General features: G+C 71.2%; 17 protein-coding genes. 11 read left to right on the forward strand and 6 right to left on the reverse strand.

From position 1 onward, the window contains the following. Positions 1-15: 15 nt before the first annotated feature. Positions 16-534, reverse strand: a complete 519-nt coding sequence (locus BKK79_RS24695; RefSeq protein ID WP_071039123.1) for an arsenate reductase (azurin) small subunit — start codon at positions 532-534, stop codon at positions 16-18. A 368-nt stretch (positions 535-902) separates the two neighbouring features. On the opposite strand from BKK79_RS24695, the gene BKK79_RS24700 reads away from it, so the two are divergent. The 4 genes from BKK79_RS24700 to BKK79_RS24715 all read left to right on the forward strand — a co-directional run bounded on the left by BKK79_RS24700 (position 903) and on the right by BKK79_RS24715 (position 2943). Beyond that, positions 903-1394 (forward strand): universal stress protein, encoded by a 492-nt coding sequence (locus BKK79_RS24700; RefSeq protein WP_071017825.1) that lies wholly within the window; start codon positions 903-905, stop codon positions 1392-1394. A 47-nt stretch (positions 1395-1441) separates the two neighbouring features. Further along, positions 1442-1909: a universal stress protein gene (locus BKK79_RS24705; protein ID WP_071039124.1), complete on the forward strand. Its 468-nt coding sequence runs from the start codon at positions 1442-1444 to the stop codon at positions 1907-1909. 103 nt (positions 1910-2012) lie between these two features. Then, positions 2013-2294, forward strand: a complete 282-nt coding sequence (locus BKK79_RS24710) for a DUF1488 domain-containing protein (protein WP_071017822.1) — start codon at positions 2013-2015, stop codon at positions 2292-2294. A 97-nt stretch (positions 2295-2391) separates the two neighbouring features. Next, positions 2392-2943, forward strand: coding sequence for a hypothetical protein (locus BKK79_RS24715; protein WP_071017820.1), 552 nt, complete (start codon positions 2392-2394; stop codon positions 2941-2943). Positions 2944-2992: 49 nt separating this feature from the next. Here BKK79_RS24715 and BKK79_RS41190 read toward each other — a convergent pair whose 3' ends face one another. Next, positions 2993-3457, reverse strand: a complete 465-nt coding sequence (locus tag BKK79_RS41190; protein ID WP_083384350.1) for a TraR/DksA family transcriptional regulator — start codon at positions 3455-3457, stop codon at positions 2993-2995. A gap of 170 nt (positions 3458-3627) precedes the next feature. Here BKK79_RS41190 and BKK79_RS24725 point away from each other — a divergent pair, with 170 nt between their 5' ends. From BKK79_RS24725 to BKK79_RS24740, 4 genes are all read left to right on the forward strand, one after another. Next, positions 3628-4293 (forward strand): BON domain-containing protein, encoded by a 666-nt coding sequence (locus tag BKK79_RS24725; RefSeq protein WP_071017818.1) that lies wholly within the window; start codon positions 3628-3630, stop codon positions 4291-4293. A gap of 57 nt (positions 4294-4350) precedes the next feature. After that, the gene (locus BKK79_RS24730; protein ID WP_071017816.1) at positions 4351-4773 is read left to right on the forward strand and encodes an Hsp20/alpha crystallin family protein; all 423 of its coding nucleotides are present in this window, start codon (positions 4351-4353) and stop codon (positions 4771-4773) included. Between the two features lie 112 nt (positions 4774-4885). Further along, entirely contained in the window at positions 4886-5710 is an 825-nt protein-coding gene (locus tag BKK79_RS24735) for a universal stress protein (RefSeq protein WP_071017814.1), read from the forward strand. A 284-nt stretch (positions 5711-5994) separates the two neighbouring features. Further along, complete coding sequence (locus tag BKK79_RS24740; RefSeq protein WP_071017813.1) at positions 5995-6471, forward strand: CBS domain-containing protein; 477 nt, start codon at positions 5995-5997, stop codon at positions 6469-6471. A gap of 114 nt (positions 6472-6585) precedes the next feature. Here the strand turns inward: BKK79_RS24740 and BKK79_RS24745 are convergent, their stop codons facing one another. Further along, positions 6586-7428, reverse strand: coding sequence for a universal stress protein (locus BKK79_RS24745; RefSeq protein ID WP_071039125.1), 843 nt, complete (start codon positions 7426-7428; stop codon positions 6586-6588). A gap of 216 nt (positions 7429-7644) precedes the next feature. On the opposite strand from BKK79_RS24745, the gene BKK79_RS24750 reads away from it, so the two are divergent. Further along, the gene (locus BKK79_RS24750; protein ID WP_071039126.1) at positions 7645-8304 is read left to right on the forward strand and encodes a SagB/ThcOx family dehydrogenase; all 660 of its coding nucleotides are present in this window, start codon (positions 7645-7647) and stop codon (positions 8302-8304) included. 65 nt (positions 8305-8369) lie between these two features. On the opposite strand, the gene BKK79_RS24755 is transcribed toward BKK79_RS24750, so the two are convergent. After that, on the reverse strand, positions 8370-9014 hold the full coding sequence (locus BKK79_RS24755; protein ID WP_071017809.1) for a response regulator: 645 nt from the start codon (positions 9012-9014) through the stop codon (positions 8370-8372). Further along, positions 9011-10288 carry a PAS domain-containing sensor histidine kinase gene (locus BKK79_RS24760; RefSeq protein WP_442873290.1) on the reverse strand — a complete coding sequence of 426 codons (1278 nt, stop codon included), beginning with the start codon at positions 10286-10288 and terminating at the stop codon, positions 9011-9013. The genes BKK79_RS24755 and BKK79_RS24760 overlap by 4 nt, the downstream gene beginning before the upstream one ends. Before the next feature lie 409 nt (positions 10289-10697). Between BKK79_RS24760 and BKK79_RS24765 the strand changes: the two genes are divergently transcribed. Then, positions 10698-11486 (forward strand): helix-turn-helix domain-containing protein, encoded by a 789-nt coding sequence (locus tag BKK79_RS24765; RefSeq protein ID WP_083384348.1) that lies wholly within the window; start codon positions 10698-10700, stop codon positions 11484-11486. Between the two features lie 209 nt (positions 11487-11695). Further along, positions 11696-11983 carry a DUF1840 domain-containing protein gene (locus BKK79_RS24770; protein WP_071017807.1) on the forward strand — a complete coding sequence of 96 codons (288 nt, stop codon included), beginning with the start codon at positions 11696-11698 and terminating at the stop codon, positions 11981-11983. Positions 11984-12006: 23 nt separating this feature from the next. On the opposite strand, the gene BKK79_RS24775 is transcribed toward BKK79_RS24770, so the two are convergent. Further along, positions 12007-14295, reverse strand: coding sequence for a TonB-dependent receptor (locus BKK79_RS24775; protein ID WP_084085134.1), 2289 nt, complete (start codon positions 14293-14295; stop codon positions 12007-12009). Positions 14296-14316: the final 21 nt, after the last annotated feature.

Below are 14316 nucleotides of genomic sequence, written 5' to 3' on the forward strand. Positions count from 1 at the left end.
GGCGGTACGCTCCGCTTACAACAGGTTGGCTTGCCGGCCGTAGATCAGCCCCTCGACACCGACGGCCCGGAAGGTGCCGTCGCTGGCGTTGTACTCGAGTTGCACCCGCGGGAGGTTCTCGGTCGCCTGGCCCGACACCATCTGCCCGGACTTCTCCGGATCGAAGATGCTGAAGTGGCACGGGCACTTGAAGGTGCGCGCCTTGGCGTCATAGGCAACGGGACAGCCCATGTGCGTGCACAGCGTGCTGTAGGCAACCACATCGTGATCCGGTCCCGCGCCACCGGGCACCGGCGCGCCCATCTTGATCACCGCGCAGGGCGACGCGGCGTCCGGATAGGAAAAGGCGAGCGGGATGTTCACCTGGAGTTGCGCCAGGCGCGCGACCGGGCGGGTGGGGAACGGTAGGGCCGTGCGGCCAAGGTCGGCGGGGGGCGATGCCGCCTGCGCCGGACCCGGTACATTGCCGGCGACGCTGAGCCCGGCCGCGGCACCGCCGGTGGCCTTGAGGAACTGCCTGCGCGATATCGACATGGTTGCCCCCTCCAGACAGGAACCGCAGCCATCAGGGACGCGGGTTACGGGCGTGCCGTGGTCGTTGGCATGGGGGCGATGGATGCCGAGCGGCCGCGACCCATCATGGGCCACGTGCTTTGATAGCCGATATTTTCGGAAATATAGAAATTATCTAGCTTAACGGGGCGGCAAATGCACGCTGCAACGCGGCACCGGCCGCCCGGATCTGCGCGCCCGGCTGCGCACGCGGCGCCGCAGCGGCTTTCCCTGATCCAGGTCAAGCCGCGCCGCCGCCGCCGCGCCACACTGTGGATCAAGAGAGCGGAAACATGCCAAGCGCGCTTGCCCTCCCGCGCCAGCCCCCACCCATCATCAGGAGTCCCGCCATGCCCCAGACCATCCTCGTCGCCATCGATGACAGCAGCTGCGCCAGAAAGGCCCTGCAGCAGGCGGTATCCCTGGCCGCCTCGACCCAGGCGCGGCTGGAGATCCTGCACGTGGTGGACTACGGCTACCTGAAGTACGACCTGGGCTATGTCGACGCCGGCGCACTCGGGCCGCAACTGGTAGTGGCGGGCGAAGAACTGCTGCGCGACGCCGCGGCCGCCGCCGACGCGGCCGGCGTCTCGTGCGGCGTGCACCTGGTCAACGACGTGCTGACGCTGGGCGACATCCCGTCCGCGGTGCGGCAGGCCGCCAGCGAATGCAAGGCCGACATGATCGTGATCGGCACGCACGGGCGCCACGGCCTGCGCCGCCTGCTGCTCGGCAGCGTGGCCGAAAGCCTGGCGCGCGAGTGCGAGGTGCCCGTGCTGCTGGTGCGCGAGCCGGCCGCCGCGGCAGGCGGCCAGCAGGCCGAAGCGCGCGCCGCGGCCTGAGCCCTTCCCCTTTTTTCATTGCTCGCCGCAAGGCCGGGAGACCTACCATGTATCAACGCATCCTGCTGGCGGTGGATGGCAGCCACTGCGCCGAACTGGCCATGGAGCAGGCCATCGGCCTGGCCAAGGCCGGCGGCGGCGCCGTCCAGGCGATTTTCATCGCCGACGACATCGACATGCTGTATGACGCACGCTACTACGACCCCGGGCAGATGCGGCGGGAACTGGAGGCCTGGGGCGAGAAGGTGCTCGCCGCCACCGCCAGGCGCTGCGAGGCGGCCGGCGTGCCCTGCACGACACGCCTGGTGACCCGGCCGGCGGCGCCGGGGCATTTCGCCGAATCCATCGTCGCCGAAGCCGAGGCCTGCGGCGCCGACCTGCTGGTGCTCGGCACGCATGGCCGGCGCGGCCTGTCGCGCGCGCTGATGGGCAGCGTGGCCGAGGGCGTCGTCCGCAAGAGCCGGCTGCCGGTGCTGCTGGTGCGCAGCGATTCGCGCCAGCCGGCGGCGGCTTAGCCGGCATCCGGCACGGGACCGCTGGCGCGCACGTTCTGCGGCGGCAGTGGCTACAGTAGGTAGAGGGAAGCTGGAGGAATCCAGCCAGCACAGCGAGCACGGCATGAACAAGCAGATTGCCTTTCCGGACGCCACGCCCGACTACTGCGCGGCCGGCCCCTGCCTGGACTGCGCGGCCACGGTCGACGGCCACCCCGCCACCTACTCGGTCACGGCCGAGGCGCTGGAAGACCACTTCGGCGCGCGCTCCCTGCGCGCCGACGACCTGCTCTGCGCCTTCCAGCACCACCGGCAGGAAATCCAGGACGTCGCGCGCGCGCTGTTCGAGATGACCGGTGCGCACCGCATCGTCCTGCACAGCGGGCACTTCCGCTTCGCCGGCTGAGGGCGGCCCGGCAAGGCGGCCGCGGCGCTCGCGGCGCGCAAGCGCGCGCGCTTGCGCGCCCGTGCGCAAACCCAGGCGCGCACAGGAGGAAACCGACATGTCCACGCAAGACCTGGGCTGCCTGGGCAGCGAACACCTGCGCCTGTTCGGTGCCGTCACGCAGTGGTTCGCACGTTATGAACTGCTGATGCAGGAGGCCATCGCCACCTTGAGCGGCGCCGATCCGACCGCGGTGATGCTGCTCGTGCGCCGGCTCGACTTCGGCGCCCAGCGCGAGGCGCTGCTCGACCTGCTGCGCTGCCGCCACGTACCGGTGGACCGCTTCGACCGGATCCACGCCTACCTGCTGGTGCCTCATACCCATCGGCAGTTGCTGCACGACATTGCCCACGCGCGCTGGGCGCCGGGACGCCTGCCGGGCTCGCTGCAGCCCGCCTGGGTGTTCGGCCTGCCGCGCAGCATCGTGGCGCTGCACGAGGTGCCCGATGATGGCGGCGAGCCGGCGCCGGCGCGCGCCGCCGAAGAAGACGCCTACTCGCTCGACGACCTGAGCGGCATCGTCCGCACCCTGGCCACGCACCACGCGGCGCTGGCGTCCTACCTGCGCGAGATCGGCCTGGTGAAGGACCCCGGCAGCGAAGCCGCCTGAGTCCTGCACCCGTGCCACCCGGGCGGCGCCACGGAGGCCGCCGCCACGCCTACGGCCGGCCCGGCCGCAGCCGCTCGTGCTGGCGCTGGCAGGGCAGGCAGCGCCGCGCGGTCGGGCAGGCCAGCAGGCGCGGCTGCGGGATGCCCTGCCCGCAGTCCGCGCAGATGCCGTAGTCGCCCGCCGCCAGCCGCGCCCGCGCCGCGGCAATCTCCGCCAGCTCGCGGCGCGCGTGCGCCTGCGCCGCCTCGCTCACTTGCGCCGAGGCGGCGCGGCCGGCCAGGTCCTTGTAGTCGACCTGGTCGGTCTGGTCGGTCTGGTCGGTCGGCTCGATCCGGTCGACCTGGTCGGCCGGACCGGCCGCCGCTTCCACCGGGACCGCGCCGGCCCCGGCTCCGCCGCACTGCGCCAGCGCACGCTGCTCGGCCTGGTCCAGGCGCGTCGCCACCTCTCCCCGCCATCCCTTGCACAGGGCACCGCACGTGCCCGTGCAGGCCTTGCCTTCCGCTGTTGTCATCGTGCCCCCTCGCCTGTCCGGCTGCCTCGTCGATGGCGGACCGCGCGCGGCATCCGCCCTGTCTCCGATTGTCTCCGCGCGCGCCACCGCGGCCTTGCGCCAGGTCAAAGCCGGTCGCGGCGCGCCGCCTATATTGCGAACAGGCCCGGCCAACGCAGAGGAAGGACGACATGAAGACGGATGCCCAGCTCCACCAGGATGTCAGCGCCGAACTCGAATGGGAGCCGGCGGTGCACGCCGCCGCCATCGGCGTCGAGGTCAACGACGGCATCGTGACGCTCAGCGGCCACCTGCGCAGCCACGCGGAGAAGCTGGCGGCGGAGCGCGCCGCCGAGCGCGTCGCGGGCGTACGCGGCGTGGTGGTGCAGCTCGAAGTGCGTCCGGGCGAAGCGATCGGCGACGAAGCGCTGGCCCAGGCCGCGCACGCGGCGCTGCAGTGGCAGGCCAACCTGCCCGCCGGCGCCATCAAGGTGCGCGTCGAGAAGGGCTGGATCACGCTGAGCGGCGAGGTCGAGTGGGGCTACCAGCGCGCCCTGGCCGAACGCACCGTGAGCCATCTGCGCGGCGTCACCGGCCTGCACAACTACCTGACCGTCCAGTCGCGCATGACGCCGCCCGACGTCGCCCGCCGCATCGAGGCCGCCCTGTGCCGCCACGCCCAGCGCGAGGCCCGCCACATCGATGTGCGCGTGGAGCATGGCGTGGTCACCCTCAGCGGGCAGGTGGATTCCCTGGCCGAGCGCGACGCCACGGTCGGCGCCGCCTGGTCCGCGCCGGGGGTGGTCAATGTGATCGATGAACTGCGCGTGAACGGCGCGCCGGCGGCGCACCGCTGAATCCGCCGCGCATCTTGCAAGGCGGCGTTGCGCCGCCTGTCTTCCCAGGAGAGAACGATGAGCAATATCCGACTGCATGACCCCTTCTCGCTCGAGCCGATCGGCGATGTGATGCAAGGCATGCTGCGCGCGCTGCGCGGCAGCGCCGACAGCGGCATGCCGTTCAAGGTCGATGTCAGCGAGTCCGACAAGGCCTACACCGTGGTGGCGGAAATCCCCGGCGCCAAGAAGGAGGACATCCAGGTCGCGGTGGAGCGCGGCACGGTGATGATCTCGGCCAAGGTCGAGCGCGCCTCCGAGACCAAGGAAGGCGAGCGCGTGATCCGCCGCGAGCGCTACGCCGGCACCATGCAGCGCGCCTTCACGCTCGACAGCAATATCGACGAGGGCAGCGTCGATGCGAGCTACGAGGACGGCGTGCTGAAGGTCGTACTGCCCAAGAAGGAAGCCACGCCGCAGCAGCGCATCACGATACGCTGAGGCGCGCGCACGCCGCTTCCCGCGGCTTCCTGCCGCTTCCTGCCGCTTCCTGCTGTCGGCCGCCGGCGCGCGCGAGTGCGCCGGCGCCGCGCATCGCCCTGGAGGATCCGCCATGCGCCCAGCCAGCATCCTTGTCCATCTCGACAGCTCGGCGCGTTCGAGCCTGCGCCTGGCACTCGCGGCCCGGCTCGCCCAGGCTGCCCAGGCCAGGCTGATCGGCCTGTACGCCGCCTTCGAACCCGATCCCGCCTGGTACGCGATGATGGAAGGCGCCGAGACCTATATGGCCGAAGACATGGCGCGCCGCGACGCCACCCGCGCACGCGCCGAGGCGGCCTTCCACGCCGCCGTCGACGCGCTGCCGATCGCATCGGAGTGGCGCCAGGCCGACGGCGACGCCGTCACCTCGGCGCTGCGCGAAGCGCGCGAGGCCGAACTGGTGGTGGCGGGCCAGACCGATCCTTCCGAGCCGGAGGGCTATGTCGGGCCGCAGTTCCTCGAATCCCTGATCCTCGAATCGGGCCGGCCGGTCCTGGTGGTGCCTTGCGCCGGCCGCTTCGACACCATCGGTACGCGCGCCATCGTGGCCTGGAACGGCAGCCGCGAAGCGGCACGTGCCCTGCATGACGCCATCCCGCTGCTGTCCGGCGCGCAGGCCCTGCTGCTGTGCGCGGGCGACCTGCGTGCCAGCGCGACACCGCCGGCACACGCCTGCCGCGCGCTGGCGCTGCACGGCGTGCAGGCCGCACTGGAGCGTTCGCCGCCGCTGGCCGATGCCGGCGTCGGCGAACTGCTGCTGTCGCGTGCCGCCGACTTCGGTGCCGATCTCATCGTGATGGGCGCCTACGGACGTGGGCGCATGCGCGAGCTGGTGCTGGGCGGTGTCACCCAGGCGCTGCTGTCCAGCATGACGGTGCCGGTGCTGATGGCGCATTGATTCGCATTGATGCGCATTGATGCGCATTGACCGGCGCCGGCGGCGGCGTCGCCGGAATCTTCGGCCGCGCCGCCCTGATCCGCACAGCGCGCACAGGCCGATGCCGAGCCGGCATGCGGTCAGCGCGGCGAAGGCGGGCTGGGACGGGAGCATGCCGACCCGTCCGCGGCGCTTGGCGCCGGTCGCCGTGAGTGCGCCGACACCGCCCTTGCGTTCGATCAAGGTGGCGCGGCACGGCCACCATATAGTGAATCCGGACCCCGCACCGATAACAGGAGCCACCCATGAGAGTCGACGAAGTGTGCTCCCACGCGCTGCACCACGTTTCCGCGACCTGTACCTTGCGCGAAGCGGCGCAGCTGATGCGCGACCGCCGCGCCAAGCTGCTGTTCGTCACCGAGCAGGACGGGCCCTACCAGCGCATCCTGGGCGTGGTCACGGACCGCGACATGGTGGTGCATGGCCTGGCCGACCTGCCCGCCTGCGGAGAAGCCCTTGTCACCTGCGTGATGACGCCCGGGGTGATCACCACCGAACGCCACGCCGCCGTCAGCGACGCCCTGCGCAGCATGCTGGCGCACGGCGTGCGCCGGCTGGCCGTGCGCGATGGCGAATCCGCCGTGATCGGACTGTTGACGCTGGACGATGCGGTGCGCTCGCTGAGCGCCGAGGTGGACATGGTGTCCAACGTGCTGCGGCGCGAGCGCAGCGAGAACGGCCTGCCCGGCGAGATGGCGGCGACGCCCGCGTTCCGCTTGTAGCGCGTTCTGTACCTGTAGCTGTAGCGCGTTCGTTCGTGGCCGCCACCTGCCACCGCCTGCCACCACCTGCCGGCGGCGGGCGGCGCCTTGCGCCCCCGCGCGGGCATCCCGGTCTCAGTGCGAGAAGAACACCGGTACCGTCATCGCGCCCAGCAGGGTCTGGGTGACACCGCCCAGCACCACCTCGCGCATGCGCGCGTGGCCGTAGGCCCCCATTACCAGCAGGTCAACGCCCAGGTCCGCGGCGCGCGACAGCAGCAGTTCGCCGAGCGCCGCATCGCCCGCGACACCGGGCAGCGTATGCAGCGTGGCGTCGATGCCGTGGTAGCGCAGGCTGGCCACGGCGTGCTCGCCGGGCGCCTCGCGCTCGCGCGCGGCGCCGCCATCGTGCGGCGCGCAGACGACATGCACGGTCCGCGCCAGGCGCAGCAGCGGCAGCGCATCGTGCAGCGCGCGCGTGGCTTCGCGGGTGCCGCTCCACGCCACCATCACCGTGGCGCCGACGCTGGCGAAGCGGCCCGCATAGGGCACCACCAGCACCGGGCGGCCGCAGCCCAGCAGCAACGACTCGACGAAGCGCTCGCCGATCCAGGCTTCGTCGTCGCCGGGATCGCTCTGCCCGGCCACGACGAGGTCGGCCAGGCAGGCTTCGCGCCGCACCACGTCGGCCGGAGCGCCAGCCACCGCGCGCCACTCGACCGCCACCGGCGCCTCGTCCGCGGCGCCCTCGAAAGCATGGCGCATCTGGCTGATGGCCGCCTCGTGGCGCGCCTGCAGGGCATCCATGAAGCCGCGATCCTGCTGGCGCAGCAGGGCCAGGCCCGGGTCCGGCTGCGGTATCAGCGGCAGGCCGAGCAGCCTGGCCCGCTGCGCGGCCGCCAGCCGGGTGGCGATCTCCAGGCGGTGATAGGCCCTGCGGCTGTTGTCGAGCAGCACCATGATGGTCGAGTAAGGCATGTTCAGGCTCCTGTGAAGACAGGGCGCCGCAGCGCCGGCTGCATTGACTGTAGCGTGCCCCCGCGGCCGCGGCTTGACCCAGCGCAAGATGGCGCGCCACCTGTCCTTTGACGCCCATCAAGCCCCGCCGGCAGGGATGGCCTAAGTTGGACAACGGAGCGGCACGCGGCAGGCCTGCCTGGCGCACCGCTGCCGCCACGGGTCCAGGAGACAAGCATGGAAGAGGTCAAGTCGCTCACGTATCAACCGCTCGCCGGCAAGGAGCCGAAGGCGGTGCGCGGCAAATCCGAGCGCACCATCGCGCTGCCGGCGCCCGACATGGCTTCCGGCCTGCCCTTGATGGGCGCGCTATGGGAACGCAAGAGCACGCGCGAGTTCGCCGCACGCGAGCTGCCGCTGGCGCGGCTGGGCGAACTGTTGTGGGCCGCCGGCGGCGTCAACCGCAGCGATACCGGCGGGCGCACCGCGCCGTCGGCGCACGGCCTGAACGAGATCGACATCTATGTGGCACTGCCGACCGGCGTCTACCGCTACGAACCGCTGCACCATACCCTGGTGCTCAAGCGCGCGGTCGATGCGCGCAACCTGACCGGCTACCAGGACTTCGTCGCCACCGCGCCGCTCGACCTGATCTATGTGGTCCGGCGCGCACGCCTGCAGGGACTGCCGAAGTCGGGGCAGGAAGTGTTCCCGGCGATCGCGGCGGGCGCCATCGCGCAGAACGTCTACCTGTACTGCGCCTCGTGCGGGCTGGGTACCGTGGTGCGCGGCTGGCTGAACCAGCGCCTGCTGGCAGAGGCGCTGTCGCTGAACGAGGACGAGGTGCCGCTGCTGGCGCAGACGGTGGGCTACACCACGGGCAACGGCGTGCAGTAGAAGAGGAAAGGAAAGGAGAGGGGGAGAAAAGAAGAAGCGCCCGGCCGCAGCGCACCGCGGCGGCCTCACAGATCGTCGGCCTCGTCGAACAGGCGGTGGCGGATCGCGTAGCGCACCAGGGCCGCGTCGTTGGCCAGTTCGAGCTTCTCCATGATGCGCATCTTGTAGGTGCTGACGGTCTTGGCGCTCACGCACAGCGCGGCGGCGATGTCCACCAGCGCCTCGCCTGCGACCAGGCGGCGGTAGACCTCCATTTCGCGGTCCGACAGGCGCAGGTGCGGAGCTTCCAGCCCTTCCTGCAGGCCGGTGGCGAGCTTCTCGGCGATCGCCTGGCTCATATAGGTGCCGCCCGCCGCGACCTTGGCGATGGCATTGACCAGTTCCATCGCCGCGCTCTCCTTGGTCAGGTAGCCGGCGGCCCCGGCACGGAAGGCGCGCATCACGTACTGTTCCTCGGCATGCATGGTCAGCACCAGGATGCGCAGCGCGGGACGCTCGGCGCGCAGCTGCCGGATCAGTTCGAGCCCGCTGCGCCCGGGCATCGACAGGTCGAGCAGCAGCAGTTCGGGCTCGCTTTCCCTGGCCAGGCGCGGCACCTCGGCACCGTCCGCCGCCTCGGCCACGATCTCGAAGCCGCCAGCGCGTTCCAGGATATGGCGCAGGCCGTCGCGCACCACGGCGTGGTCGTCGGCGATCATCACCCGGATCATGCGTGCTCCTCCTCGCCGCAGCCCGCCACCGCCGGGAAGCGCACGGTCAGGCCGAAGCCTGCGCCCGGCGTGTGCGCGATGGCCACGCTGCCGCCGATCAGCCTGGCGCGCTCGCGGATGCCGAGCAGGCCGAACGACACCCGCCTGCCGCGCTCCGGCATCTTGCCGTCCCAGCCGCAGCCATTGTCGCGCACGGTCAGCTGGTACCAGTCGCCGGCACGTACCAGCGCGATCTCGACGGCCGTCGCGTGGGCATGGCGCGCGACATTGTTGAGCGCCTCCTGCACGATGCGGTAGACGGCGGTGCCGGTGCGCTCGGGCACCTCGATCTCGTCGCCGAGCGCGTGCGGCTCGATGCGGATGCCATAGCGCGTGGAGAAGTCCTTGGCCAGCCACTCGATGGCGGGCACCAGTCCCAGCTCGTCGAGCAGCGCCGGCCGCAGGTCGGCGGCGATGCGCCGCACCGAGCCGACGGTCTCGTCGATGACCGCCTGCATGGCGGCGATCTGCGCGCGCGCGGCATCGGCGGCGGCGGTCTGGCGCAGGTCCTCGTCGAGCATGGCGAGATCCATCTTGAGTGCGCTCAGCCGCTGCCCGAGATCGTCGTGCAGTTCACGCGCGATGCGCCGCTTCTCCTCCTCGCGCGCGGCCAGGATGCTGTCGGAAAGCTGCTGCAGTTCCTCGCGCGAGCGGCGCAGCGCCTGCTCGGCCAGCACGCGCTCGGTGGTGTCGCGCAGCATCACGGTGTACAGCTTGCCGCCGCCGTCCGGGGTCTGCGAGATGGAGGCCTCGATGGGAAACTCGACGCCGTCGCGCCGCAGCGCGTACAGGGTGCGCTGCTGTCCCATCTGCCGCTCGGTGACGCCGGTCACGCCGAAACGGCGCACATGGCGTTCGTGGGCGGCGCGGTAGCGCGCCGGGATGAAATCGCCGAGCTGGCGGCCCAGGGCGTCCTCCGCCTTCCAGCCGAACAGGGTCTCCGCCATCGGGTTGAACAGCACCACGCACTGCTGCTCGTCGACGGTGATGATGGCCTCCATCGACGAGCGGATGATGCCGGCCAGGCGGGCCTCGCTTTCGGTGGCCAGCGCGGCGGCGCCCGCCGCGGCCTTGCCGTCCGGCACCGGCAGCGGCACCCGGACCGTGCGCCGCCGCGCCGCCAGCGCCGCGGCGGCCATCGCGGCAACGGCAGCGATAGCGGCAACGCAGGCCGCCAGCTTCGGTGCGGTACGCCCGGCTGGATCCGAAGAAGTGGAGGAATGACCACGCAGCATGCGGGGGAAGGGGGCGGAAAAATGCCTTGGCGGGGGCATGAGATACGTTAGGCGAGTTTTGCCGACTTGGAAACTCCACCGCTCGGAGGAGATGGCCGACCCTCTCCACCCGCGCCGCATGATCCACATCCGGCATGCCTTCCCCTTCCCGGGCGATGCCGTAGCCAGGATGCCTGCCCTGTCGCCACGCCCGGCCCTTTCCCGCCCCGTCCCGTCGCTTCCCGCCCCGTCAGGGAAACCTGACATCTCTCTTCGCGCGGATGACAGCCGATTCAGCGCAGCCTGATTGGATCGGCGCCGCGCAGGTGGAATACTGGATTCACAGATCACCGGCGCGCCCGCGGACGGGCAGCCCACCGGGGCTTGCCGCGCTGCTGCGCGCGCCCGAGCCAGCCACAGGGATACCGACATGCTTGATACCTGCCCCCACGTCAGCGCGGATACCTTTCCCATCTCCCTGCCGTCGCACCGCCCGCAGCCAGCGCATGGCACCGAGGACAGCGCCGCCCCGGGCCCGGACGGCGCCGCGCGCTGCAACCGCTGCATGCTGCAAGGCGTCTGCTCCGGCATGTGCGGGCAGGCGCGCCCGGCGCCCGCCGACGGGCGCACCTGGCGCCTGGTCAAGCGCGGGCAGTACCTGTTCCGTGCCGGTGACGCCTTCCAGAGCGTCTACACGCTGCGCGCCGGCACCATGAAGACCGTGGTGCCCGCGCCCGGCGGCGGCGACCAGGTCACCGCCTTCTTCCTGGCCGGCGAGACCCTGGGGCTGGACGGCATCGACTCGGAGACCCACACCTGCGATGCGGTCGCGCTGGAAGACAGCGCCGTGTGCGTGATTCCCTTCGGCGTGCTGGAGGCGCTGTGCCGCGAGACGCGCGACCTGCAGCACCGCCTGCTCAAGGTGATGAGCGCCGGCCTCGTGCGCGAATCCGAGCACGCGATGCTGCTGGCAGGCCTTTCCGCCGAGCAGCGCGTCGCTTCCTTCCTGCTCAACCTGTCGGCGCGGCTGCGCGCGCTCGGCTATTCGTCGACGGCCTTCTCGCTGCGCATGACGCGCGAGGAAATCGGCAGCTACCTCGGCATCAAGCTGGAAACCGTCAGCCGCATCCTGTCGCGCTTCCAGCGCGAGGGCTGGGTGCAGGTCCGCTCCAAGTCGATCACCCTGCTCGACCCCGCAGCGCTGCGCGTGCTGCTGTAGCCGGGGCTGCCTTCACCAGGCCCCGCAGCGTCGCCCATCGCATCGTCGTCGCGCGACGCCGGCTCCTCTTAAGCCAGGCTTAAGCCTGGCCGCCTACCTTGCAGGCAACGGTCCGCCGCGCAGGCCCTGCCGCCCGCGCCGGCGCACCGCCACGCCACGCCATCGAACGATCCGGCGGCACGCGCCGCCCGCCAAGACAAGGAGTCGACATGCTGCTCACCCTGCACAGCAAGGCCGCCCCGGACATCACGCTGCCCCGGGACCTCGCCCAATACCTGCTCGGCCTGGTCGGCAAGCGCATCGGCGAGCGCGGCGTGATCCGCCCCGACGAGCTTCCGGGCGCCATCGAGCGCCTGGAGAGCGCGCTCGGCCACGGCGGCGAGGCGCCGCTCGCGGACGCGCGCCGCAGCGCGGTGCTGTCGCGGCGCGCCTACCCCTTCCTCGACATGTTGCGCGCCGCCCGGCGGCAGCAGGCCGACATCCTGTGGGGCATCTGAGCACGGGCGCGGCCTGCCCGCGCTCAGTAGCCAACCGTCAGCGTGGCCTGGAAGGAGCGGCCGGGAGCGGGCGAATGCAGGTTCTGCGTGCCGTCGTTCCACACGTACTCGTAGTAGCGGTCGGCCAGGTTCTTGACCTGCAGGTCCAGCATCACTGACTTGGCGAGGCGGTAGCCGAGCCCGGCGTTGAGCAAGGCATAGGCGCCGTAGCGGCCCGTGCTGTTGGTCTTCTCCAGGTAGTAGCTGCTCTGCGCGCTGCCCCACAGCGACAGGCGCAGCGCGGGCGTGGCCTGGTAGTCGAGCCCGGCCGAGACCATGCGGTCGGGCACGTGGTCGATCTGCTTGCCGGCGGTGGCGGCATCGCCGGGGCCCGGATCGACGATGCGGGCCATCTGGAAGGCATAGGCGAACCACAGGTTCAGCCCTGCCATCGGCCGCAGATTGGCCTGCAAGTCCACGCCCCGGCGCCGCGTCTTGCCCAGGTTGTCGTAGTCGCCCGACGGATCGTTGAGCTTGCGCTTGACCTCATTGGAGGCCAACTGCTCCCAGTAGGCGACGCGCCCTTCCAGCCACGCGGCCGGGCGGAACTTGACCCCGGCCTCCCAGCCGTCGTTGAGCGACGGTGACAGGTCGGCGGTGCGTGGCGGGATCTTGTAGGCGCCGGCGCCGGTGCCGGCCTGGAAGGTGCGGCCCCAGTTGCCGTAGAGGCTGTAGCCGTCGGCCACGGCCAGCACCGCGCTGATCCTGGGCTGGCCGATGGTGCCGTAGTCGTTGATGGCGTAGTCCTGTCCGTTCAGGCCGTTGGCGAAGCCGCCACGGATCACGTCGACGCGGTAGGCCGGCACCAGCCTGAGCGCGGGCAGCGGCTGCAGCACAGCCTGCACGTAGGCGCCATAGACGTCGAAATCGAACGCCTGGTCGCGCGTCTGCGCCGTGCGCACCTGGGCCACCGTGGTATAGCGCAGGCTGCGGTTATGCTGGCGCTCCATGTCCACGCCCCCTTCCAGCGCGAAGCCGCGCAGCCAGGACGGCTCGAGGCGGGGCCGCCAGGTCATCACGCTGCTGGCGCCGAACTGCTGCTCGTCGGCGAAGCGCTCCTGCTGCGACACGTTGGCGGAGTAGGTGACGTAGCGCCGGTCGCGGAAGGTGTTCAGGTAGATCTTGCTGGCCCAAGATACGGTCTCACCGAGGTCGGTGTCGGCGTGCAGGCTGTACTGCCCCGTTTCGCGCGTGCCTTCGTCGGTACTGTTGAAGGCGTAGGACGCGGACGGGCGGGTGTAGGCGTCGGCCCCGGTCAGATAGCCGGGCTCCTGCGCGTGTCCGCTGTAGTAGCGCGCCATCGCGCCCACGCGCCAGCTGCCGTCGTCCGGCGTGAAGAACCACTTGCCCGAGAGCGCCAGCTTGTCATAGCGCGAGTGGTCGCGCCAGCCATCGCTGCGGCGGTAGCCGAAGGCATAGTTCTGCGCCAGGTTGCCGTTGTCGTAGCCTGCCACCGCTTCGGTATCGGCCGTGCCGAAGCTACCGTAGCCGACCCGCCCGCGCGCATAGTTGCCGCCCTGCAGCGTCTGGATGCCGGCATTGCCGGCGATGTTGTGCAGCCCGTAGCGCGGATCGTTGGTGCCGCGCACCGTCTCCAGCGAAGCGATCTCGAGCGGGAACACACCGTCGATGAAGGGCATGTTGCCATCGTTGCTGTTGCTGGGGATACCGTCGATCAGCAGCTTGACCGCGTTGATCTCGCCCTCGCCGTTGAAGCCGCGGAAGGACAGCTTGCCCGAGGTGGTGCCCTGGTTGAAATCGGTCAGCAGCACGCCGGGCATCTGGCCGAACAGTTCCCAGGCATACCCCACGCTCTGGTCGACCATGCGGTCCGCGCCGAGCACGTCGACCGAGGTCAGCACATTGCGCGTGGAGAGCTTGCCGCTCCGGCTGGCCTGCACGGTGACGCCGCCGAGCGTCAGCGTGGAGTCCGCGCGCTGCGCGTCGGCGCCGCGGCGCGCGCCCGCCTTGCCGCTCGCCACACCGCGCTCTCCTTCAGCCGCCACATCGGCCGCCACCTCGGCCGCCACCTCCGTGGCGCCGCCGGCCGCGTCGCCATCGCCGGCCCCGGTCCCGGCCCAGGCGCCGCCGGCCAGCGCGATGGTGCCGATTGCCAGCCAGCGGCGGCGCGGCCTGCCCCTCGGGGCGGCCGGAACGGCGCAAAGGCGGGCCGCGGGACGCGGGGCGGATGGAGACGGCGAGGAAGACGCCTGTGCCGCGGGTGCGGCGGCATGGCGCCGGCGCCGGTCGGCGCGCGATCGGTCAGGTGGCATTGCGCAGGGGCGGGAACGATA

The organism is Cupriavidus sp. USMAA2-4 (genome assembly GCF_001854305.1).
Taxonomy (GTDB): domain Bacteria; phylum Pseudomonadota; class Gammaproteobacteria; order Burkholderiales; family Burkholderiaceae; genus Cupriavidus; species Cupriavidus malaysiensis.